Consider the following 21136-nt stretch of genomic DNA (forward strand, 5'->3'; position numbering starts at 1 on the left):
GGGAGTGAAGTACCTGCGGCCTAGACTTTCTGTGTGACCACACTGCAAAAGAACATCCCCCCAGCAGGTGCCCGCTCTGCCTCAGCCTTTCTGCGGCGACCTACAGCTTTTGCCCGCTCGGCCACGCACCCCATCATCCTTTCCAGTTTGGTGGGCATGCTTTCTCTCACCGTGTATTCAATATTCTCCTGGCTGCAATGGCGGGGCTTCACCATCCGTTCGTGGGATCTGGGTATCTTCACTCAATTGGCCAAGGCGTACGCGAACTTCAGGCCGCCCATCGTGAGCCTCAAGGGCGAGGGTTACAACCTACTAGGCGATCACTTCCACCCCCTCCTCGTCCTTCTTGCACCCGTTTATCGCCTATTCCCTAGCGCCTATACATTGCTCGTGATACAAAACGTATTGCTGGCCCTCTCCGTCCTGATTGTGTGCCACTACGCAATCAGGCGGCTAGGAAAACTCCCCGGCGTGTGCATCGGGATCGGCTACGCGCTGAGCTGGGGACTGGCATCAGCGGTCGATTCCCAGTTCCACGAGGTTGCTTTCGCGGTCCCGTTGCTGGCACTCTCACTAGTTGCCCTACTTGACGAGCGGTGGCGATCTGTATGGATCTGGGCGTCCCTGCTTGTGTTTGTCAAAGAAGATCTGGGTCTGACAGTGTTTGTTATCGGCCTTGTCATGGCATGGCGCGCCCGGACCGCAGCAGGCCTATGGCTCGCCCTCTGGGGTGTTGCTTGGTTTGTGCTCGCAACCAAGGTCATCTTGCCGGCCATGAACCCCGGGGACCAGTGGGCGTATCAAAGCCAGCTGAATATCAATGGGTTACTCCGCGACCCGGGCTCACTTTTCCACCCGGACAAGGTCACAACAGTTCTGCTGCTTCTGCTCATCACAGCCGGACTCGCCCTACTATCTCCCTTGATATTGATCGTCCTACCCACCTTGGCATGGCGCTTCCTCTCGGACCTGCCCGTTTATTGGGGCCAGGAATGGCAGTACAGCGCGGTGCTCATGCCGATTGTTTTCTGCGCTGCCATTGATGCGCTCTCGCGCCGAAAACTACTCAATTCTATTCGGCTAAGACAACTTGCAGGCATAAGTATTCTGCTGGTTTCCATTGTACTGACGAGCCAATATGCGTTTGGGAAACTGGCTCATCCAGATAAGAACTTCCCGCTCACCACAGCGTCATCTTCACAGAGGGCCTTGGCGGCAGTGCCCGACGGCGTGAGCGTCGAGACAGATATCTCACTGATGAGTTACCTGACCGACCGAACCGAAGTTTATTGGATCGGCAATAAGAATCCGGCTCCAGATTACGTACTGATTGATGTCTCCGGGCGCTCCGACATTACTCCTACAACCGCGGCCACTGAGGCCGAACAGCGCTTCCCTGGCACCCGTTTCATCACCGTCTTTGCAGACGCACGTTATCAAGTGGTTCAACGCCAGTAGAGCAGAGTTACCACCTTCGTGGCAGCACCGCTGATTCTCAGATAGTGGCTAGCGTCTTCCGTGCGGTATCAATAAGCTCACCGCAGGAGCGCTTGTAGGTCCCGGGCTCGTAGGTTCCAGCTTCTAGGCCTTGGGGTTGAGAATCTGCTCGAACGAGTGGACTTTCTCTCACTCATCCGCAATTCCGTGCATAGTGCTGTGCGCTTAAGAACTCCATAAACCCCCGGCCAATTTAGAATATAAACAGCCTCAAACTGAGGGTGGTCCGAATAGGCACTGACCGTCGTTTCCGGCGCCGCAGAGCCCAAAGTTCCACCAACTGGATCGGCGAGGATTCAGTGCCCTAATCGACGCTCTTTATCTTCACCACGAAAACAGCACCCAAAAGTCCGATGACAGCTGCTACAACATAGAGCGTCACGTAGCCACCGAAAATTGTGACAAGCGGCCAAGCAATAATCGGCGCAATGACCTGTGGCAGAGAATTCGCCACGTTGATCACTCCCATATCTTTGCCCCGACTGGTTGCCGACGGCAGAACCTGCGTAAGAAGTGCGAAGTCAACAGCCAAGTAAACTCCGTAACCAATCCCTAGGACAGCAGCTCCCACCAGTGCACCGGCCCACGTTGGGAAGAACGCCAAGATCAGCGCAGCTAAGGCGATGATGGCTGACGATGCGATGACGAATGGTTTACGTTTGCCCACCCTGTCTGTCCACCGTCCACCAATGACCGCAGTGATTAACGTCAGGACGGCGTAGACACCGGTGAGTATCAAAACACCGAATTCCGGGTTCTCAAAACCCACAGCATCGGTCAGGAAGAAGAGTAGATACAAAGTCACCAAATGATTGCCCACATTGACCAGGAATCTGGTGATCCACGCCCACGCAAAATCAGGGTACCGCTGCGGGGAGATCCAAAAGCCCTTGATAAAATTCGGCCATGTGAAGGGTGGTTTGTCCCGCGCATCAAGCACTTGATCGTTTGCCAAGAACAAGTAAGGAACCATGCCAACCAACAGGGCCACAGCGCAAATAATGAATCCAAGCGAGAAATTCCCTGCCACTCCTGCAGCAATGGCGGCGCCCACAAGGATTCCCACCACGGTGCCCATCGAAGCGAGCCCGCCAATGGTGCCGCGCTGTCGCACCGGAACTTGGTCTGGAATGGCGGCCGTCGTGGCCGCGAGCGCACCGTTTGCACCCAATTGAACAACGCACCAAAGTAATGTCATGGCGGCAATGCTCGGTGCCCCAGCCAGACCTAACAATCCAATGATTCCCAACAGGGCTCCGATGAACACCCATGGAACCCGCCGGCCAAACCGTGAGGTTGTTCTGTCGCTGAACGTACCAAAAAGTGGGTTGGCAACAAGTGACACAGCAGCCCCGGCACCTGTCACCAGCGCTAGAATGCCTTCCTTGTCAGCTTCGCTGAAATCTGCAGCCTGTTGTCCAAGCAATACCTGTATAGGACCAAAGAATGCTGCATTGATGCCTACATTGACCAGCACTATGGAGGCAGTCCACCGGTGTTTTACATTGCTAGTTGGCTCAGCCAAGGCCGTATTACCGGGCCCCTGTTGAGGGAGACCCTCGGTATGTTTGTACTTCACGGTGACTTCAGCCTTCCCCGTCTGGTGCCTTGTCACACCAGTATCCGCCTCAGCTTACCCGTCAACACGTCCGTGATCGCTGGTGTTTCGAATTTGTTCAATGATGCGCAACGACGCCACGGAATCTGCTGGGTCCACCGGAACATCTCCACCGGAGAGGACGGCCGCAGAAAGTAGCTCATAGAATAAGGCGAAATTACCGCGCACAGTTGGCACGGGCATCGCGACTCCGTCATGGCCAAGCAGGCCCCAACATTCCTGCGGGTCTACTCCATACTCAGGATTTCCTGGCAGGATGCCCGCCATCACTTGATTTTCCTGAATATCGGCGGTCACTTTTACGTACGCAGATTCCGAACCCAGAACACGGAACCTCGGTCCTTTTTGCGCAACATTGAGATTCATCCAGAGGTGTGAAATCACGCCGCTAACGTGCCGAAGTGCCACGAAAACGTCGTCGTCGGCTAATTCCGCTGGTCGCCGCGCAGCAAGTTCTCCATAGACAGCTGCCACGGGGCCAAACAGCTCAAGTGCCTGATCTATGAGGTGTGTGCCGAGATCAAAAAGCAACCCTCCGCCGTCGGCCGCACTCGCCTGCGCTTTCCACGCTTTGGTGATATCCGGTTGCCACCGCTCAAGCCGGGATTCAAATCTGCGCACTTCTCCCAGAGCACCTTCGCCGAGTAGTTTTTGCAGTGTTAAGAACTCCCCGTCCCAGCGACGGTTTTGATAGGTCGTCAAAAGCTGCCCACGCTCCTTGGCCAGCGCAATCAACGCCTCACCTTCTACACTTGTCAGCGTAAAAGGCTTGTCAACAACAACGGCACACCCGGATTCAAGTGCCATGGTGGCAAGAGCAACATGTGTGGCGGGCGGGGTTGCCACCACCACCAAGTCGATGTTCTCCTGGCTTCCCGTGCGATCCCACTCCAGCCGGGTGAGGATTGCAGCATTCGGATACGCGGCCTTGGCAGCCGCCTGGCGTTCCGGATCCGAGGTCACAATCACATCGAGGCTGAACTGCTCCAGTGAGGCCAGCGACGGCGCGTGAAAAACACTGCCTGCCAGCCCAAATCCTAGGAGCGCAGTACGAATTTTTGGCGTCATGGCTCTTACCTTAGCTCGGGCTACTATTTGTTCCATGACATTACATGCCCCTAAAGTCAGTCCGGCACTGGAACCATCTGAGCAGGCCGCGCTAGCACGGACCCTTACCGGCGAGGGAGACGTGACAGTGTTTGTGGACGGAACTGCGCACCGTCTCGGCGGCAACTCTAGGGATGCCGTAGTGGATCTGCTGTCCCGCCTCTCCCGTGGAGATACTGTCAGCGTGGCCAGTATTGCCGACCTACTCACCACCTCACAGGCTGCGGAGTTGGCGGGAATTTCACACACATTCCTGCGCAACCTCACGGATCGAGGGGAAGTAGGCGTGCAATACCGTGGCTCGCACAGGCGCATTCACAGGCAAGACATCATGGCTTGGTTATCCACACAAAAGGGTGTGCCACCAAAAGATCCCTCACAAGATCCGTCACAAACAGCTAACGAGTAGCCTGCCTGGTCCGCGCAGGAGTCCACCCTGCTAGTGTCAGCCCATGGACGCTACCGTGGGGAAATTCATCGCTGACTTCGCTGCCCTTGTGGCGTTGGCTCAAAAAGAATCAACGGCCTTGCTCGATGGCGGACGGTTCCTAGAGGAGCTGAACGATCATCTGGGCATCCCACCTGTCCAGCTCAGCGTTGTCGTGGAAGAAATCCCCTCTCACCGTTTGGTCGATGCTGACATCCTCTTGGCTGAAATGGCTGCTGCCGATCCGAACAGCCAGCTCTTGGGCATAGCCAACGACCAGCGAAACCACTTGTCACTCAGCGACATGATCCAGCACGCAGTTTCTTACAACAACTTTCCACTCTCTCAGCCGGACTACACGAACGTGGCTGTGGGCCCGGTCGAGCAGCGTCAAGTAGTGGCCATGGGACTGTGGCTCTTTAACTATGCAGGCTCTCCTGTGGCCGTGCTTCAGCGTGCAGCCAATCCACAATTTGGCCGCCAATTCGCTTCCCTTGAGGTCCTGGCACTGCACCCTTCAACAGCAGCTGCGTTGTTGGCTGGGGTACGTACTGGCATGGAGAAGCGCAGCGTCTTCAAGGGCCAAGTAATCTCCCTGGTGGGAAGTGACTACGGATCAAGTATTGCTGGCGTAACGTTTAATGTTCGCCCCGACCTGAGCAGCGCAGAGGTAATTTTGCCCGACGGCGTGCTCAACCGGGTGGAGGAACACACGTTGGGAATTGGGCGGGCCGCCGCAGCACTCAACGTCCACAGCCAGCATCTCAAGCGCGGGTTGTTACTTTATGGCCCGCCTGGCACCGGGAAAACCCACACTGTGCGTTATTTGCTCAGCCGCAGTGAGGGGGTCACGGCGGTCCTTTTATCCGGTGGTTCGCTGGCTCGTATCACCGAGGCCACCACGATGGCCCGGGCCCTTGCCCCGTCAATAGTTGTTCTAGAAGATTGTGACCTCATTGCCGAGGACAGGAGCTTTGGCCACGGTCCGCAGCCACTTCTCTTTGAAGTCCTTGACGCCATGGATGGGCTCGACAGCGACTGCGACGTGGCCTTTGTATTGACTACCAACCGTGTAGACATGCTCGAGCGTGCTCTTGTGCAACGCCCGGGGCGCGTCGATCTGGCAGTGGAAATACCACTGCCTTCCGAACACGAACGCGAGGCACTCTTGCAGCTGTATGCTCACGGAATCGGTTTCTCACCGGGATCTTTGCTGGCGGCAGCGGCGCAGTCCGCAGGGACAACGGCGTCGTTCGCAAAAGAACTCATCCGACGCGCGGTCGTGGCCGCATCCTTGGCCGGAGAAGACCCCGCAGATTCTCATCTTAGACAGGCCGTAGCCCAACTAATGGCAGACGACCAGGCCCTCACCCGCAACCTACTGGGCAGCACCGAGTTGGGCAGTCACCCATCTAGCGGCACCAGAAACCCCACCAGCAAGGAAGAGCAATCATGATCATAGGCGTTCCCGAAGAGGTAAAAAATAACGAGTTCCGTGTGGCCCTGACCAATTCAGGGGTCCATGAACTTACCCGGAGCGGTCACACCGTGCTGGTGCAAAATGGCGCAGGAGAGGGTTCTGGTATTACCGACGCCGAATATGCTGATGCGGGTGCGCAGTTGGTGGCATCTGCCGAAGAGTTGTGGGCGCGTTCGGACATGGTGGTGAAGGTCAAGGAGCCCATCAGTAGTGAGTATGCGTATTTCCGCAAAGGCCTGGTGTTGTTTACCTATTTGCATTTGGCCGCGGAGCCGGCATTGACGCGCTCACTGGTGGCCGCCGGAGTTACTGCCATTGCCTACGAGACAGTTCAAATTGGGCGCACCCTGCCTCTGCTGGCACCCATGTCTGCTGTGGCGGGACGGCTTTCAGTCCAGGTGGGCGCCCAATGCCTAACAGCCCCTGCTGGTGGGAAGGGGATGCTCCTAGGCGGAGTACCGGGAGTCCGTCCGGCGAATGTCACAATTTTGGGTGCAGGGGTTTCCGGCACCCACGCCGCTGCCATGGCTATTGGTGCCGGTGCTGACGTGACAATTTTGGACATCAACATTGACCGGCTGCAGGAACTTGACGCTCATTACCGTGGCCGGCTAAAAACTGTGGCCTCAAATTCGCTGGAGATCGAGCGGTCCCTCTTGCAGGCCGATTTGGTGATTGGATCGGTGCTCATTCCCGGTGCCAGGGCACCCAAGCTTGTGAGTAATGACTTGGTTTCGAGAATGAAGCCGGGATCGGTTTTGGTTGACATCGCCGTTGATCAGGGCGGCTGTTTTGCCGACACCCGGCCCACAACCCATGCAGATCCCACCTTCATGGTGCACAACTCAGTCTTTTATTGCGTAGCGAACATGCCAGGCGCAGTGCCGAACACCTCCACCTACGCTCTCACCAACGTGACCCTGCCCTACACCTTGGCGCTGGCCAACCTTGGTGTGGTGCCCGCCCTCACGGCTGATCCGGCCCTACTGGCGGGCCTGAACGTAGCAGGCGGCTCTGTCACCCACCATTCGGTTTCAAGCGCACACGGTCTTGCACTTGAGGAAAACTGGCGAGCGCTGTTGTAGACGCTGGGCACCGGCTCCACGCCAGGGGAGGGCACGTGACCCGAGCGTAACCAGATTGCATTTGAACCTCCTTTCTCTTTGTTGCCTGTTCACTACGAGAAATTCCCTCTAATTTAGGAGCAGGGGATATTGCGGATCTTACGAATCCAACGGGAGGCCGTCATGCGTCGCAGAACAATGTGTTCAGCTTTGGCACTGCTGGCCGGTGCTGCTCTGATTTTGGTTGGCTGCACGGGAACTGTGCCTTCCGACGTAGCATCCGGCAGTTCGCTCTCGTCTTCGGCCGTGGCACCCGGCACACCACTGGCAACTGCCACCGATGGGGCAAGTGCCACGCTTTCAGCGAATCCCCCGGAACCCACTTCGCCGAGCAGTCAACCGACGCCCTCACCCACCAGCGCCTCACTGACACTGTTTTATATTGCCCAAGGCGACGGCGGGACCTCGGGCCCGGTAGTTGGCTGTGGTGACAGTGCCGTTGCCACGACGAGCCCATCAGTGACTTTCTCTGACCCCGTCGAGGGAGCATTGCGGACGCTGTTAGAGAACCATTCAGAGGAGGTGGGACAGTCTGGACTGCACAATGCACTGTGGAACTCGGAGCTCTCAGTGAGTTCGATTGAGCGTTCGGGCGGAACTGTTACGGCACAGTTACGTGGCACTCTAATCCTGGGAGGAGAGTGCGACATCCCTAGGGTTGAGCAGCAGCTTTTGCTGACGGCAGGACAAGCGGAGGGAGCTCCTGTGGCCATTACCATCAACGGGAAAACGTTGAGTGAGGCCCTGAGTTTGAAATAGCCCACGTCTGCGAAAACTTTTGATGCCTATTTAGCAACAAAGGCTATATCCTGAGCTGGTGAACACTCCAAACTCCGGCGCCAATGCAGCCGCCGAAACCCTGTCAGAAGAAACCGTCGACGCTTTGGCCCGGGCTCAAAACGAAGCGGCGTCCACGCCCTCCACCACACCGGCCGCAGCCACTCACAGACATGACGCCCTGTTGTCCGCTCGAGCGGCAAACATCAAGCAGTCGGCGGTGCGTGATGTATTTGAAATTTCAATGCAGCCAGGCCTGGTTTCTCTTGCCGGCGGCAACCCTTACCTGCAGTCTCTGCCGCTGGATCGCCTAGCCGCCACGGCCGCAAACATCATCTCCGAGCATGGCTTGGAAGCACTGCAGTACGGCGGGGGCCAGGGAACCCTTGAATTGCGCACCCAAATTTGTGATGTTATGGCTGCCGAAGGCATTCTCGACGCCGATCCTGAGAACGTCGTTATCACTTCCGGATCCCAGTCTGCCCAAGATGTTGCCGCCAAGGTCTTTTGCGATCCAGGTGATGTGATCCTGCTTGAGGACCCTACATATGTTGGCGCACTCAACACCTTCGAAGCGTACCAAGTTGATGTTCGCCCGGTGGCTGGAGACGAACAGGGACTCATCCCCGACGCATTGCGCAGCACAATCGCCGCTGTGCAGGCCGAAGGCAAAAGCATCAAGCTGCTGTACACGATCCCCAATTTTAACAACCCCTCGGGCGTCATGTTGGCCCCGGAACGTCGGCAGGAAATCGTCGACATATGCCGTGAGGCGAATGTTTTAGTGCTGGAGGACAACCCCTACGGATTGTTGAAGTTCGACGGCGTTCTGCCGCTGCCCATGCGCGCGGCCAACCCCGACGACGTGCTGTATTTGGGCTCATTCTCAAAAATCTTTGCACCAGGGCTACGCATCGGCTGGGCGCTTGTCCCGGCGCACCTGAAACAGCGCTATTACTTGGCAAGCGAGGCTGTCACTCTGTGTCCCCCAGCATTTAACCAACTCTTAGTCAGTGAATACCTGCGCAGCTACGACTGGCAGGGCCAGATCAGCACCTACCGTGGACTGTACTCGGAACGCTGCGCAGCATTGCTGGCGGCCCTGGACGAATTCATGCCAGCGGGTGTCACGTGGACCCGTCCTGAAGGCGGCTTCTTCGTCTGGCTCACGTTGCCCGAGGGAATCGACACGTACCCCTTGCTGTACACGGGGATCGATGCCGGTGTGGTTTTTGTGCCTGGCGCGGCATTTTCAACAACGGCGGGTCCCAGCAACAATCTCCGGCTAGCGTTCAGCGCTGTTCCGGCTGAGGCGCTGCGGGAAGGCGTGAAGCGTCTGGCCCCGGTTTTGGCACACGCCCTCGAGAACTACAACCACCCTTAAAGCTGATCGCTGAGACCCAAGTCAGGGCCTGGCAGTAGCCGGAGTTCGGTTACTGCCGGACCCTGACTAGTGCTGCACAGGACAAAGTAAGAACACGCTTAATCAAGGAGCAGTGCGGGCTCTTCCATGATCGCAGCCACGTCGGCCATGAACCGGGCCGAAAGGTCGCCATCAACCACCCTGTGGTCGAACGAGCCTCCCAGGGTTGTGATCCAGCGAGGGATCACTTCCCCATCAACAACCCAAGGCTTTTGTTTGATCGTGCCAAAGGCAACGATCGCTACTTCCCCCGGGTTGATGATGGGAGTTCCTGTGTCTATACCCAGTGCACCAATGTTGGTCACTGTGAGTGAGCCGCCCTGCATGTCCGCCGGCTGAGTCTTGCCGGCCCTGGCAGTTATTGCCAGAGAGTTTAGGGCAATCGCCAACTCTTTCAGTGAGAGATCCTGCGCGTCCTTGATATTTGGCACCATAAGACCTCGCGGGGTGGCCGCGGCAATACCCAAGTTCATGAAGTGTTTAATGATGATCTGCTCCCCGGCCCAGGTTGCATTGACTGACGGGTTCCGAGCGGCTGCCCAAATCACCGCCTTGGCCAGAATCAACAACGGCGAGACTTTTATGCCTTCAAAGTCTCGTGACACTTTCAAGCGCTTCACAAACTCCATTGTGCGCGAGGCATCAACGTCAACAAAAATGCTGACATGCGGTGCAGAAAATGCACTCTCCACCATGGCCTTGGCAGTCGCCTTGCGCACGCCTTTGACCTTGATGCGTTCAACACGCGGATCATCAGCCAATGCGGATCCTGCGGTAGACGCCCAAAACGAACCAGTGACACCTGGATGGTTGTGGTTGTTGTGGCCGTCATGGTTGTTGGCCCCATCCCGCGCTGCGGTGCGCTGATCCTGATAGCCGAGCAGGTCCTTCTTCGTCACTTCACCCCGCAGACCAGTTGCCGGTACAACCGCCAGGTCAATCCCCAAGTCTTTCGCGGCCTTGCGAACTGGCGGCTTCGCCAACACCCGGCTGGACTTCCCAAGCGCAGGGGCTGGCACAGCGGCGGGTGGGTGCGAGATCGTAGCCGTGGCGAGTTTGACGGGTGTCGCGCCCGCCCGTGGACGGCGTTTAACGGCGTCGGCCTTGGGGCCAGATCCTACCAACGGTTTGAGCACATCACCTTCCGCATCCGCCAAAGGAGCCGCAGCAACCGGATCCGGGGGTGCAGCAGAAGTAGCGGAAGCAGGAGCAGAAATCTGGGAACCGATGGCAATAATCGCGGTACCAACGTCCACCGTTTCACCCTCAGCCACCATTAGCTCGGCCACCATCCCCGCATAGGGCGAGGGCAGTTCAACAATGGATTTGGCTGTTTCAATCTCAACCAGGACGTCGTTAATCGCAACAACATCGCCAATCTTGACCTTCCAGGAGACAATTTCAGCTTCAGTCAGGCCTTCGCCTACATCTGGGAGATTGAACAGGTTCGGGGTCGACATAGTGCGGCCTTCCTAGAATGCGAAGGCGCGGTCCAACGCCTCCAACATGCGGTCAATGTCCGGCAGGTAATGTTCTTCAACACTGGCCACCGGGTAAGGCATGTGGAAGCCGCCCACACGAATGGCGGGCGCCTCCAACGAATAAAAACAGCGTTCGCTGATGCGTGAGGCAATCTCGCCACCAATCCCGCCAAAGGTGGGGGCTTCATGAGCCACCACCAGCCGTCCGGTCTTATTCACGGAGGTTTCAACGGCATCAAAGTCGATCGGGGAGATGGAGCGCAGGTCAATCACCTCAACACTGTGCCCATCCTCGGCCGCAGCCGTAGCTGCAGCCAAAGCTACCGGGACCAACGGGCCATAAACCACTAGGGTTGCCTCACTCCCCTCACGAACTACATGGGCTTTGAACGGATCGCCGGGGGAATTCTCCGTGTCCACTTCACCCTTGAGCCAATAGCGGCGCTTGGGTTCAAAATAAATCACTGGATCTTGGCACTGAACGGCCTGTTGAATCATCCAGTAGGCATCATTCGCATTTGACGGGGTGATGATGCGCAGCCCCGCCGTGTGGGCAAATAACGCCTCAGGGGACTCGGAGTGGTGCTCAATGGAACCGATACCGCCACCGTACGGGATACGAATAACCACCGGCGCGCTTAGCTGGCCGTCTGAACGGGTGTGGATTTTTGCCAGCTGCGTGGTGATTTGGTTGAACGCTGGAAACACAAAGCCATCAAACTGGATTTCACAGATCGGGCGGTACCCGCGCAGAGCCATCCCAAGAGCGGTTCCGACAATGCCGGATTCGGCAAGTGGCGTGTCCATAACCCGGTGGGCCCCAAATTCCTTTTTCAGCCCCTCGGTGACACGGTACACACCTCCAAGGGCGCCTATGTCCTCACCCATGAGGAAACTCTTCGGATCATTGGCCAACGTGGCACGCAGCCCCTCATTGATGGCTTTAGCCATGGTCATGGTCTTCATGCTGCACCACCCTGCGTTTCGGAAGTCTGTGTATGAGCATCAGCAAAAGACGCCTCGTAATTTTCAAACCAGGCCAGCTCTTCAGCCACCAAGGGGTGGGCTTGTGCGTAGACAGAAGCAAACTTCTGGCGGATGTCCGCTCCGTCCAGCGCCAGCGTGGCCCTGCGGACATGTGCAGCCAGCTCATCGGCGTCGCTCTTTAGCTGCTCGAAGAATCCGTCATCTGCCAACTTTTCAGCCCGCAGGTACGTCTCTAAACGCTGTAGCGGATCTTTCGTTTTCCAGAGTTCCTCTTCAGCGTTCAGACGATACTTGGTAGGATCGTCGGCAGTTGTGTGCGCACCCACGCGGTAGGTTGAGGCCTCGATCAGCACCGGGCCAAAGCCGTTCCGAGCATGTTCCAGAGCCCATTGAGTCACAGCATAAACCGCCAGAACATCGTTGCCGTCAACACGGATGCCGGGGATGTCGTACCCGCTGGCCCGGTTGACAAGCGGAATCCTTGACTGAACTTCAAAGGGCACGGAAATTGCCCAGTGGTTGTTTTGGCAGAAGAACACCACAGGGGCGTCATAGGAGGAGGCAAATACCATCGATTCATGGACATCACCTTCACTACTTGCTCCATCGCCAAAATAGGCCACTACCGCGGCCGGCTCGGTTGCAGGGTCAGCAGCCAAATCACGGGAGATACCCATAGCGTAGCCAACAGCGTGCAGCGTCTGAGCGGCGAGGACCAGCGTGTAGAGGTGGAAATTTGTTTCACGCGGATCCCAGCCGCCATTGGAAACACCGCGGAAAAGCTTAAGCAGGTCTGCCAGATCCAACCCGCGTGTCAGCGCCACACCGTGTTCGCGGTAGGTGGGAAAGGCATAGTCAGCCTTGTTCATGGCACGGCCAGAACCAATTTGCGCGGCTTCCTGGCCAACGACCGGAACCCACAACGCCAACTCGCCTTGGCGTTGCAGGGCCGTCGCTTCAGTATCGAAACGTCGCACGAAGGCCATATCGCGATAAAATCCGCGCAGGTCATCCGGGCTCAGCTTGTCAATATAGGGGCTGAAAACCCCATCATGATGGAGCATTCCGTGCTCGTCAAGAAGCTGGACCGAGTCATCGGAACCAACAGTGTTGCTACGCAAAACCCCAGGTGATTCACCTGGTTGGGGACGCCCGGCTTGCGAACGTCCTGATTGGGAGCGTACTGATTCCGAACGTCCTGATTGGGAGCGTACTGGCGAGTCTGCTCCGGAGGCAGCCGAACCGGCTGAAGTTGCCGGGCCTGCGTCGGCTCTAGATGATCCATTGGCAGCTTGCTGGGCGGCGCCCATGCTGTCTCCTCGTCTGTCGATTCAGGAGGCCTCATGCGACCTGTCCCGACACGTTGATCTCGACATATGCCACTACAGGAATGCATTCGCTGGGGCGCATATATATACGTTTTCGATTTACAACTGTATCGGTACAAACCTCTAAAGCACGTCTTTGTTAACCGCTAGGAACGTCGTGGCTCTTTTGTATAGGAGGTACAGATCTCAAGAAAACGAGTGTTGGCTTCAGCCTCACCGATGGTGACACGAACGCCTTCATCACCAAAGGCACGTAAGGACAATGCGTGACTTTGCGCTAGTGCCGCAAACTCCTGAGAGTTGGTGCCTAGGTTCAACCACACAAAGTTCCCTTGGGCATCCGGAATATCCCATCCCAGGTCCGTCAGACCCGCTACAACACGTGTGCGTTCATCGACAAGACTTTGTACTCTTTCTACAACCTGGTCATAGTTTTCCAGTGAGGCGACAGCGGCTTGCTCGGCAACACCTGAGACGGCGAACGGTGTCGCCACACTTCGCAGGAATCCTGTGATTGAAGGCTGAGAAATTGAATAGCCCACACGCAATCCGGCAAGTCCATGCGCCTTGGAGAATGTCCTGAGCACCAACACATTGGGGTACTTGCGGTACAGATCAACCCCATTGAGCGCATCTTCGGCGCGGACAAACTCTTGATAAGCCTCGTCAATGACAATCACCACGTCAGAGGGGATGCTTTGGATGAAGCTCTCGCTCTCTTGTGAACCCAACACCGGCCCCGTGGGGTTGTTAGGCGTGCACAAGAGCACCACTTTGGTCTGCTTGGTGACTGCCGCTGCCATGGCATCCAGATCATGACTACCGTCCGCGCGCACAGGCACCTGCACACTCTTAGCACCAGCCAGACCCACACAGATGGGATATGCCTCAAAGGACCGCCAGGCGTACACAACTTCGTCCTGGCTGCCGTCGCTGTTTTGGCCTGCGAAAGCGGCCAGAATCTGGTTCAGCGCGCCCAGGCTTCCTGCCCCCGTGACCACGTCGTCAGCGGGTACATCAAGAAAATTTGAGAGTGCGTTGCGCAAGAGCGTACAGCTTGTGTCCGGATAGCGATGAACGTCAAGTGTCCCCCGCAGTACTTCAAGGACCGCTGGCACCGGACCTAACGGATTTTCGTTGGAGGAGAGCTTGAAACTTTCAAGCCCTGATACAGCCTCCGGTGGTTTGCCTGCAACGTATTTGGGCAGTCGACCCACAACGGGGCGCGGTTGAATGCCGGGATGGACGCCGGGTTGAATGCCGGAATGAACGGTGCCGTTTGTCTCAGTCATGCAACAAGCTTAAGCCAGGGCCCGAAGCGCCGGCTCCTTCAATGTGGAATGTGAAACTATGGACACATGTTTAGAGTCGTTATTCGAGTAGTGATCAATGCCGCCGCACTATGGGTTGCTAGCTGGGTTCTTCCCGGGATGCATATCGCATCGGACTCCATTGTTGGCACCGAAGTTGGCGGTTCTGCAGAGACTGCCAACACCATCAACACTATTTTGGCCTATTTGTTCATAGGCCTCATTTTCGGTGTGGTCAACGCGTTGGTCAAACCAATAGTGAAGATGCTTTCACTTCCCGTCACAATTTTGACCCTTGGATTGTTCACCATTGTTATCAACGCAGCCATGTTGTGGCTGACCGCCTGGGTGAGCACGTTTACACCGGTGCAGTTCTCGATCGATGATTTCTTTTGGACAGCAATTCTGGCTGCATTGATCATCAGCATAATTTCCATGGTCACGGCCAATCTGGGCAAATCTAAGTCACGCAGATAAGCCACCACTGCTGGTCATCGGATGCCGAGCCTGTAGCGGTCTTCCGATCCAGTTTTATTCGACCACACCGGAGCAGACGTAGATTTGGGCTCCGGCTTGGCTTTGGTCCCATTGTTCACGTCACGTCCTTGATAAACCCATTTGGTTCCGCCAATGGCCGCCCCAGCCACACCTACACCGAGGAGATTCCTCAGCGTCTCGCGCGAGCCGGCCACGGCTGGGTTGTTGCTTTGATCAAGCAGCGTGGCATCATTCGTGTAGTTCTTGATTGAATGTGCATCCGCCACAATGCCCACCAAAGTGCCATCCTCTGCGGCAGCTGGACGGTGAGAGGTTACTGACACCCAGTTTTTGGATGGCGATGGAGGCCCATAATCTAAAGCCGTGACAATATCGTTCTCGTTTTGTAGGTCCAATACTGAGACTTCATCACCCACTCCAGAGTTCTTGGCCGGAGCTCCCGCAATAACAATCATCCGCACGTTTACGTCAGCGAGGAAAGCCGGATCGGCTGCAGCGGCCGCCGCATGGATCCCGCCCCCACTATGGCCCGTCAGCACCACGTCTTCTCCCGCTACTGCCCCTGAACTTGCAAGTCCCGTTTTGATTAGTTGCTGAACCAGCACCTCCTGCTGCTCAAATTCTTTCTGACTAGCCGCTGTCAGACCCTCGATATTGCCCTCCATATCAAAAGGGTTTGAACTATCCATCGTGGACCAGTCTTCAGTTCCAGGCAGGTGAACCACCCACGCATTCGTCCCGTCCGGGCGTTTCAGCCGCACAACGCCGATAGAACCAGGCGGGTAGTCATAGGCCTCGCTGCTGCCAGCCAACATCCCTTCAATACTCACCTCAACTGTGCACGGTTCCCCGCCCGTGGCATTCGCATGCCCGGCTGGATAAAACTCTGTGCTCTTTGGATCCCATTCCTGTGCAGGTACTTCCCGTACGGCTAAATGTCCGGGCAGGGTCAAGGTTGTTGCATCAAAAAGTTTTCGCAGAAGAAAGGCCTGCCGTTCCCCGGCCGGGCCGTTTCCTTTTCGGCCCATAGCCGAGATTAGAAACATCATGGCAATACCCGGGCCTTGTGCGCCGGCGAGGTATGCACCGCTCTCTCGGAGAACTTGCTCCACAGTGTCCCGCAAGCCCTCATGTTTGGCTCTGGTGAGAACTTTAAGCAGGTCGGCACCGAACTTCGCTGGAGCCAAAGCACCCCATGCCCAAACGTCCAGACCCGCACGGGTTTTCGCCACCCGTTCAGTCTCAGTCATGGCTCTGGCGTTGAGCGTTTCAGCCTGGGCATAGTTGATTCCTACTTGCGTTGTTTTCTTGGCCAAGCTGGCAATGCCACATTGCAGGCTTGTGCACTGCCACCATGCTCCTCTCATAAGATCCAGGCACTCGAACGGGTAAGGTGCCGCGCCAGCATCAGCCAACCACGACCATTCCGACCGCAGCCGATCGACCAAGGGATCCAAAAGTTGAGCAATCCTGTTCAGGACAGCCCCGGTTTCAGTTATTTCTGCGCTGGTCCAGCTGATGGAACCAGTACCGCCAGCAAAGCTAAACGTTGTCCCATCCTCTGAATAAACAGTCATGCCCGAGTTCCTCCACCCTCCACCCTCGGCACTGCATATTGCCTTACCGCTGGTCCGTCTGTACTAGAACGCGGGCCGCCAACTGCCCACCCCCGAGTTCCCACTCCAGGTTGGAGCGATACCCGGGTTCAGCTGCCAGATCGCATCAGATCCTGCCGGCGAGTCAGCTACTGAACGCAGGTACATTCCGTAGCTTGCTGCCGCCGTTGCAGCAGCCTCTGTCCGTTGGCCCACCGCAACGAAGTCTGCGTCCGCTTCAGCCAAAGACTTCCGGAATGCAGTAGCTGCAACCGAATTCCAGTCCACGCTGTCCAGGGCGCACAATTGCAACCGCAACCTTTGAAGTTCTGCAGCTACTCCGGACAACCGTTCGGCCAGCACCAACACCGACTCAGCGGAAGGGCCTGCGATCGCGCTAGGGCCTGCCTTGGAACCAGCAGCCGCGCCCGCACTAAAACCATGTGTCGCCCCGGCGCCCCCACCACCTGCATAACTCATTAAGCCCTCCCTCGACCTTTGGAATGAAACCCCTGCAAAACAGCCTAGAAGTCACCACGCCACTGCGCCACAGGATCCCGGCAGATTGTGAATCTAACCTCAATCAGCCCCGGCTGTGGGGGAATTGGTGGTTCATGGAAGAATTGAGCCATGTCTGAATCCGCAAATGCCTCTGCCCGCATCCCTTCCGGCCGGAAGTCCCTGGCCGCCTCCTCTGAGCACATCGCTTTGGGCCCTCTCGACGGTCGCTACTTCGGTGCAGTGGCGCCATTGGTTGACTACCTCTCCGAAGCCGCCCTGAACCGTGACCGCGTAGGAGTGGAAGTTGAGTGGTTCATCCACCTCAGCAATAGTGCTGCGCTGCCCGGTACGAAGCCGCTTTCGGTTGAGCAGCAGGAAGGCCTTCGCGCTATCGTCACCGAATTCGACACGGCCTCCGTTGCAGAGCTGGCTGGTATTGAAAAAGTGACGTTCCACGACGTCAAGGCTGTGGAATATTTCATCGGTAACCGCCTAGAAGCCCTGGGTCTGGAGCGTTTGAAGCCGTTGGTGCATTTTGGTTGCACCAGTGAGGACATCAACAACCTCTCCTACGCAGTGGGTATTAAGGGCGCCGTTGAGGATGTCTGGCTTCCGGCAGCCCACGCACTCGTGGAAAAGATTACCGCCATGGCAGAAGAAAACCGCGCCGTGCCCATGCTGTCCCGTACGCATGGCCAGCCAGCCACACCCACCACTTTGGGCAAGGAATTAGCCGTCACGGCGTTCCGCCTGACCCGCCAGCTCGATCGCATCACAAAGACCGACTTCCTGGGCAAAATCAATGGCGCCACCGGTACTTACGCCGCCCATTACGCCTCCGTCCCGGAAGCCGACTGGCAGGACATTGCCAAGACTTTCGTCGAGTCCCTCGGCTTAACGTGGAACCCGCTAACCACCCAGATCGAATCCCACGACTGGCAGGCCGAGCTGTACGCTGACATGGCCCGATTCAACCGCATCCTGCACAATCTGTGCACCGATGTGTGGAGCTACATCTCCATCGGGTACTTCGCCCAGGTCCCGGTTCCCGGCGCCACAGGCTCCTCCACCATGCCGCACAAGGTCAACCCGATTCGCTTTGAAAATGCAGAAGCCAACCTAGAGATCTCCAATGCCCTGCTGGACACCTTGGGTGCCACGCTAGTGACCAGCCGGTGGCAGCGGGACCTCACGGATTCCTCCAGTCAGCGCAACATCGGCGTTGCCTTCGGTCATTCCGTGTTGGCTATCAACAATGTTCTGGGCGGACTGGGTCGTTTGGACACCGCCGAGGCGGTGCTGGCCGATGATTTGGACCACAACTGGGAAGTCCTCGCCGAAGCCATCCAGATGGTTATGCGCGCCGAGGCCATTGCCGGCGTTGAAGGCATGCAGGACCCGTATGAACGTCTGAAGGACCTTACCCGGGGCCATCGCGTGGACGGTGCCCGCATGCGTGAGTTCGTCACGGGTCTGGGCCTGTCCGCCGATGCCCAGGGCCGTCTACTGGCGCTGACCCCCGGCAAGTACATCGGCATCGCTGATTCCCTGGTGGACCACTTGAAAAAATAGTTACAAACTAAAGTGCGACGGCGGCACCCACCTTGCGTTCTAGGCGCATCGGGGGTGCCGTTTGCGCTGCGGTGAGCGTTGCTGCCGTGCGTAGAGATGACGTGGCATGGCGGAGGAACCACTGTGGTAGACCTTCATTCAGTGGTGGACCTTCATTCAGCGGTACGCCCAGCGTGACAACGGCATAACCGTGACGAAGTACATGGCTATGCTTACATCACTTACGACCGCCACCGAAAGCCCAGCACACACCTGCAGTCAGCCGTTTAAGCAACTAGTGTTCCGCAGCGCCGTCGCGCAACCGGGCCGCCTGGAACGTAACGATTCGCTCTAAACCGTCACGGACGGCGTCGTACCCTGCAGCAAAACTCAACCGCACCGTGCCTCGGCCATTGACGGCGTCAAAGTCTAGCCCGGGCACCACGGCCACCCCAGCAGATTCCAGCAACGCTGAGCAGTACCCGGCTGAGTCCGTGAAGCCGTCCATGGCTGCGCCCAGATCCGCGTACAGATAAAAGGCGCCATCCGCCGGGGCGGCATCCACCCAGCCAAGCCGGTCAAGGTTCTCCAGCAGGTAAGCGCGAGTCTGCGCAAATTCGGCAACAAACGTGTCTGCTTCCATGTATGAGAGCTCCGTGAACGCCGCCACGGCCGCCATTTGGGCCGGGGCTGGCGGACACAGGGCAACGTTGCCGGCCAAAGCATCCACTACTGCAATCAGGTCATCCGGAACCAGCGCCCACCCCAGCCGCCAGCCGGTCATCCCCCAATATTTTGAAAAACTGGAAATGACGACGCCGGACCGGTCTAGTTCCCAGGCGCATACGCCCTTGGGATCGGGGTCGCCGAGCGCGGGATAGGTGATGCCGTGGTAAATTTCATCGCTGACTAGCCGCACCGAATTCTCCGCACACCACACCGTCAGGGCAGCTAGTTCTGTGCGGGAGACCATGGTTCCTGTGGGGTTGGCCGGAGAAGCGAGCACCAGCCCTGTGAGCGGACCATGTTCGGCAACGGCGGCGTCCAGTAGCACTGGTGTGGGCTGGAATCGCGCCTCTGGGCCGGCATCGAGTTCGATCACGTCCACGCCGAGGGCGTGCAGAATATTTTTGTAGGCCGGGTAGCCGGGGCGGGCCAGTGCCACCTTGTCCCCCGGATTAAAGGAAGCCAGAAACAAGAGCATGAAAGCACCTGAGGAGCCGGTGGTGACAGCCACGTTGCGGGCTGGCACATCCAGGCCGTACCAGCGGCGGTAGTGAGCGGAGATGGCCTCGCGGAGTTCGGCGATACCCAGTGCTGGCGTGTACGTCAGCGGCGTACCTGTGGAATGGATATCTGCTGCCGCAGCCGAGACCGCAGTGGGAGCACCACTACCGGGTTCTCCGGCACATAAGGAAATTATTGGGCGGCCTTGAGCACGGAGTTCTGCCACTCGCGCCAAGATATCCATGACTTGGAACGGCGGCACCTGGGCGCGGCTGGCTACTGTCAATGGATGGCTCATACTAACTCCCGAAAGATTCTGGCTGTGGAGGGCGGTGCAGGGCAATGGCGCCGGGCTATGGTGGCGACACTCCAGCTTGTCATATGTGCCAGACATCACGGGGGCATTCCTCCACCCGCGGGGTTACGTGGAAAATGCTCAGGTGTTGGGGAACCCCTTAGGCTGGTGAGGTGAAAGAATTTGCACAAGACACTCCCGCGGAACTAATCCAACCCATTATTTTGTTGGTGGACCGGGAGGAACCCGCTGGTGAACTATTTGGAATAGCAGCGGCCGCTCTAGCATCCGTACAAGCCTTCATGCGGGAACCGGAGAACCCGGACTGGCAGCAGTGGGCCGCCGGGGCCTTCGCCAAATCCGTCCGGCGCGCAGATGCCAAGACGTTTGCCAAAGTACTCACAGCGTTTCCCGAACATGCACTTGTCTCTGTTGGCCAGGCGAGCGCCATGGCACTGGCTCCGATGCCCTCAGCGAATCTGCCGAAGTTGCTGGCCAAACTACAGGTTTCATCCACCACGCTGCCTGCTGGGGATCCTTTGCCGCCGCAGACGCTGACGATTGTACTCAATGGATCCTTAGAAATGTCCACAGGGAAAGCTGCGGCTCAGGCTGCGCACGCGCTTTTCGCCTGGGTGCTTCAGGCAAAACCCTTCACGGTGGAGGCGTGGGCTGCCGATGGGTTCCCCCTCGGCATTCAGAAACTCCCTGCCAAGGACTTTCGCAAGGGAGCCCGGAAATCGGCGGGGCCGGTTATTCAGGACGCCGGACGCACCGAAATTGAACCCGGCTCCACCACCGCTTACGTGGCAGTCTCGACGCCCACACCGTAGCCGCAGAAAGACGAAAAGGACACCAACCCGGCTCCGCGCAGGGGGGCCGGGTTGGTGTCTTGGACGGCTTGAACGGG

At 57.5% G+C, this 21136-nt stretch carries 18 protein-coding genes; 9 read left to right on the forward strand and 9 right to left on the reverse strand.

What is annotated here, in order from left to right; genetic code table 11:
- The first annotated feature begins 33 nt into the window (after positions 1-33).
- Entirely contained in the window at positions 34-1458 is a 1425-nt protein-coding gene (locus QMG40_RS15170) for a DUF2079 domain-containing protein (RefSeq protein WP_283531941.1), read from the forward strand.
- A 343-nt stretch (positions 1459-1801) separates the two neighbouring features.
- Here QMG40_RS15170 and QMG40_RS15175 read toward each other — a convergent pair whose 3' ends face one another.
- Positions 1802-3076, reverse strand: a complete 1275-nt coding sequence (locus QMG40_RS15175) for an MFS transporter (protein ID WP_283532001.1) — start codon at positions 3074-3076, stop codon at positions 1802-1804.
- A 54-nt stretch (positions 3077-3130) separates the two neighbouring features.
- Positions 3131-4183 carry a Gfo/Idh/MocA family protein gene (locus QMG40_RS15180; protein ID WP_283531942.1) on the reverse strand — a complete coding sequence of 351 codons (1053 nt, stop codon included), beginning with the start codon at positions 4181-4183 and terminating at the stop codon, positions 3131-3133.
- Positions 4184-4217: 34 nt separating this feature from the next.
- On the opposite strand from QMG40_RS15180, the gene QMG40_RS15185 reads away from it, so the two are divergent.
- The 5 genes from QMG40_RS15185 (at position 4218) to QMG40_RS15205 (ending at position 9414) form a co-directional block, all read left to right on the forward strand.
- On the forward strand, positions 4218-4631 hold the full coding sequence (locus tag QMG40_RS15185; RefSeq protein WP_283531943.1) for a helix-turn-helix domain-containing protein: 414 nt from the start codon (positions 4218-4220) through the stop codon (positions 4629-4631).
- A 43-nt stretch (positions 4632-4674) separates the two neighbouring features.
- On the forward strand, positions 4675-6105 hold the full coding sequence (locus tag QMG40_RS15190) for an AAA family ATPase (RefSeq protein WP_283531944.1): 1431 nt from the start codon (positions 4675-4677) through the stop codon (positions 6103-6105).
- Positions 6102-7214, forward strand: a complete 1113-nt coding sequence (gene ald / locus QMG40_RS15195; protein ID WP_283531945.1) for an alanine dehydrogenase — start codon at positions 6102-6104, stop codon at positions 7212-7214. Before QMG40_RS15190 ends, ald begins: the two co-directional genes overlap by 4 nt.
- A gap of 162 nt (positions 7215-7376) precedes the next feature.
- Positions 7377-8012 carry a hypothetical protein gene (locus QMG40_RS15200; RefSeq protein WP_283531946.1) on the forward strand — a complete coding sequence of 212 codons (636 nt, stop codon included), beginning with the start codon at positions 7377-7379 and terminating at the stop codon, positions 8010-8012.
- A 58-nt stretch (positions 8013-8070) separates the two neighbouring features.
- Positions 8071-9414, forward strand: coding sequence for an aminotransferase-like domain-containing protein (locus tag QMG40_RS15205; protein WP_283531947.1), 1344 nt, complete (start codon positions 8071-8073; stop codon positions 9412-9414).
- Between the two features lie 98 nt (positions 9415-9512).
- Here the strand turns inward: QMG40_RS15205 and QMG40_RS15210 are convergent, their stop codons facing one another.
- The 4 genes from QMG40_RS15210 to QMG40_RS15225 form a co-directional block, all read right to left on the reverse strand.
- The gene (locus tag QMG40_RS15210; RefSeq protein ID WP_283531948.1) at positions 9513-10913 is read right to left on the reverse strand and encodes a dihydrolipoamide acetyltransferase family protein; all 1401 of its coding nucleotides are present in this window, start codon (positions 10911-10913) and stop codon (positions 9513-9515) included.
- A 12-nt stretch (positions 10914-10925) separates the two neighbouring features.
- Positions 10926-11900, reverse strand: coding sequence for an alpha-ketoacid dehydrogenase subunit beta (locus QMG40_RS15215; RefSeq protein ID WP_283531949.1), 975 nt, complete (start codon positions 11898-11900; stop codon positions 10926-10928).
- Complete coding sequence (gene pdhA / locus QMG40_RS15220; RefSeq protein ID WP_283531950.1) at positions 11897-13231, reverse strand: pyruvate dehydrogenase (acetyl-transferring) E1 component subunit alpha; 1335 nt, start codon at positions 13229-13231, stop codon at positions 11897-11899. The genes QMG40_RS15215 and pdhA overlap by 4 nt, the downstream gene beginning before the upstream one ends.
- Positions 13232-13395: 164 nt before the next feature.
- The gene (locus tag QMG40_RS15225; RefSeq protein ID WP_283531951.1) at positions 13396-14541 is read right to left on the reverse strand and encodes a histidinol-phosphate transaminase; all 1146 of its coding nucleotides are present in this window, start codon (positions 14539-14541) and stop codon (positions 13396-13398) included.
- Positions 14542-14607: 66 nt separating this feature from the next.
- Here QMG40_RS15225 and QMG40_RS15230 point away from each other — a divergent pair, with 66 nt between their 5' ends.
- Positions 14608-15036, forward strand: a complete 429-nt coding sequence (locus QMG40_RS15230) for a phage holin family protein (RefSeq protein ID WP_283531952.1) — start codon at positions 14608-14610, stop codon at positions 15034-15036.
- 14 nt (positions 15037-15050) lie between these two features.
- Here QMG40_RS15230 and QMG40_RS15235 read toward each other — a convergent pair whose 3' ends face one another.
- Complete coding sequence (locus QMG40_RS15235) at positions 15051-16634, reverse strand: hypothetical protein (RefSeq protein ID WP_283531953.1); 1584 nt, start codon at positions 16632-16634, stop codon at positions 15051-15053.
- Between the two features lie 63 nt (positions 16635-16697).
- Positions 16698-17132 carry a hypothetical protein gene (locus tag QMG40_RS15240; protein WP_283531954.1) on the reverse strand — a complete coding sequence of 145 codons (435 nt, stop codon included), beginning with the start codon at positions 17130-17132 and terminating at the stop codon, positions 16698-16700.
- Positions 17133-17282: 150 nt separating this feature from the next.
- Between QMG40_RS15240 and purB the strand changes: the two genes are divergently transcribed.
- The gene (gene purB, locus QMG40_RS15245) at positions 17283-18725 is read left to right on the forward strand and encodes an adenylosuccinate lyase (RefSeq protein WP_283531955.1); all 1443 of its coding nucleotides are present in this window, start codon (positions 17283-17285) and stop codon (positions 18723-18725) included.
- Positions 18726-18999: 274 nt separating this feature from the next.
- Here purB and QMG40_RS15250 read toward each other — a convergent pair whose 3' ends face one another.
- Complete coding sequence (locus QMG40_RS15250) at positions 19000-20229, reverse strand: aminotransferase class I/II-fold pyridoxal phosphate-dependent enzyme (protein ID WP_283531956.1); 1230 nt, start codon at positions 20227-20229, stop codon at positions 19000-19002.
- Between the two features lie 170 nt (positions 20230-20399).
- On the opposite strand from QMG40_RS15250, the gene QMG40_RS15255 reads away from it, so the two are divergent.
- On the forward strand, positions 20400-21059 hold the full coding sequence (locus tag QMG40_RS15255; RefSeq protein ID WP_283531957.1) for a peptidyl-tRNA hydrolase: 660 nt from the start codon (positions 20400-20402) through the stop codon (positions 21057-21059).
- Positions 21060-21136: the final 77 nt, after the last annotated feature.

Source organism: Arthrobacter antibioticus (assembly GCF_030063205.1).
Classification (GTDB): Bacteria; Actinomycetota; Actinomycetes; order Actinomycetales; family Micrococcaceae; genus Specibacter.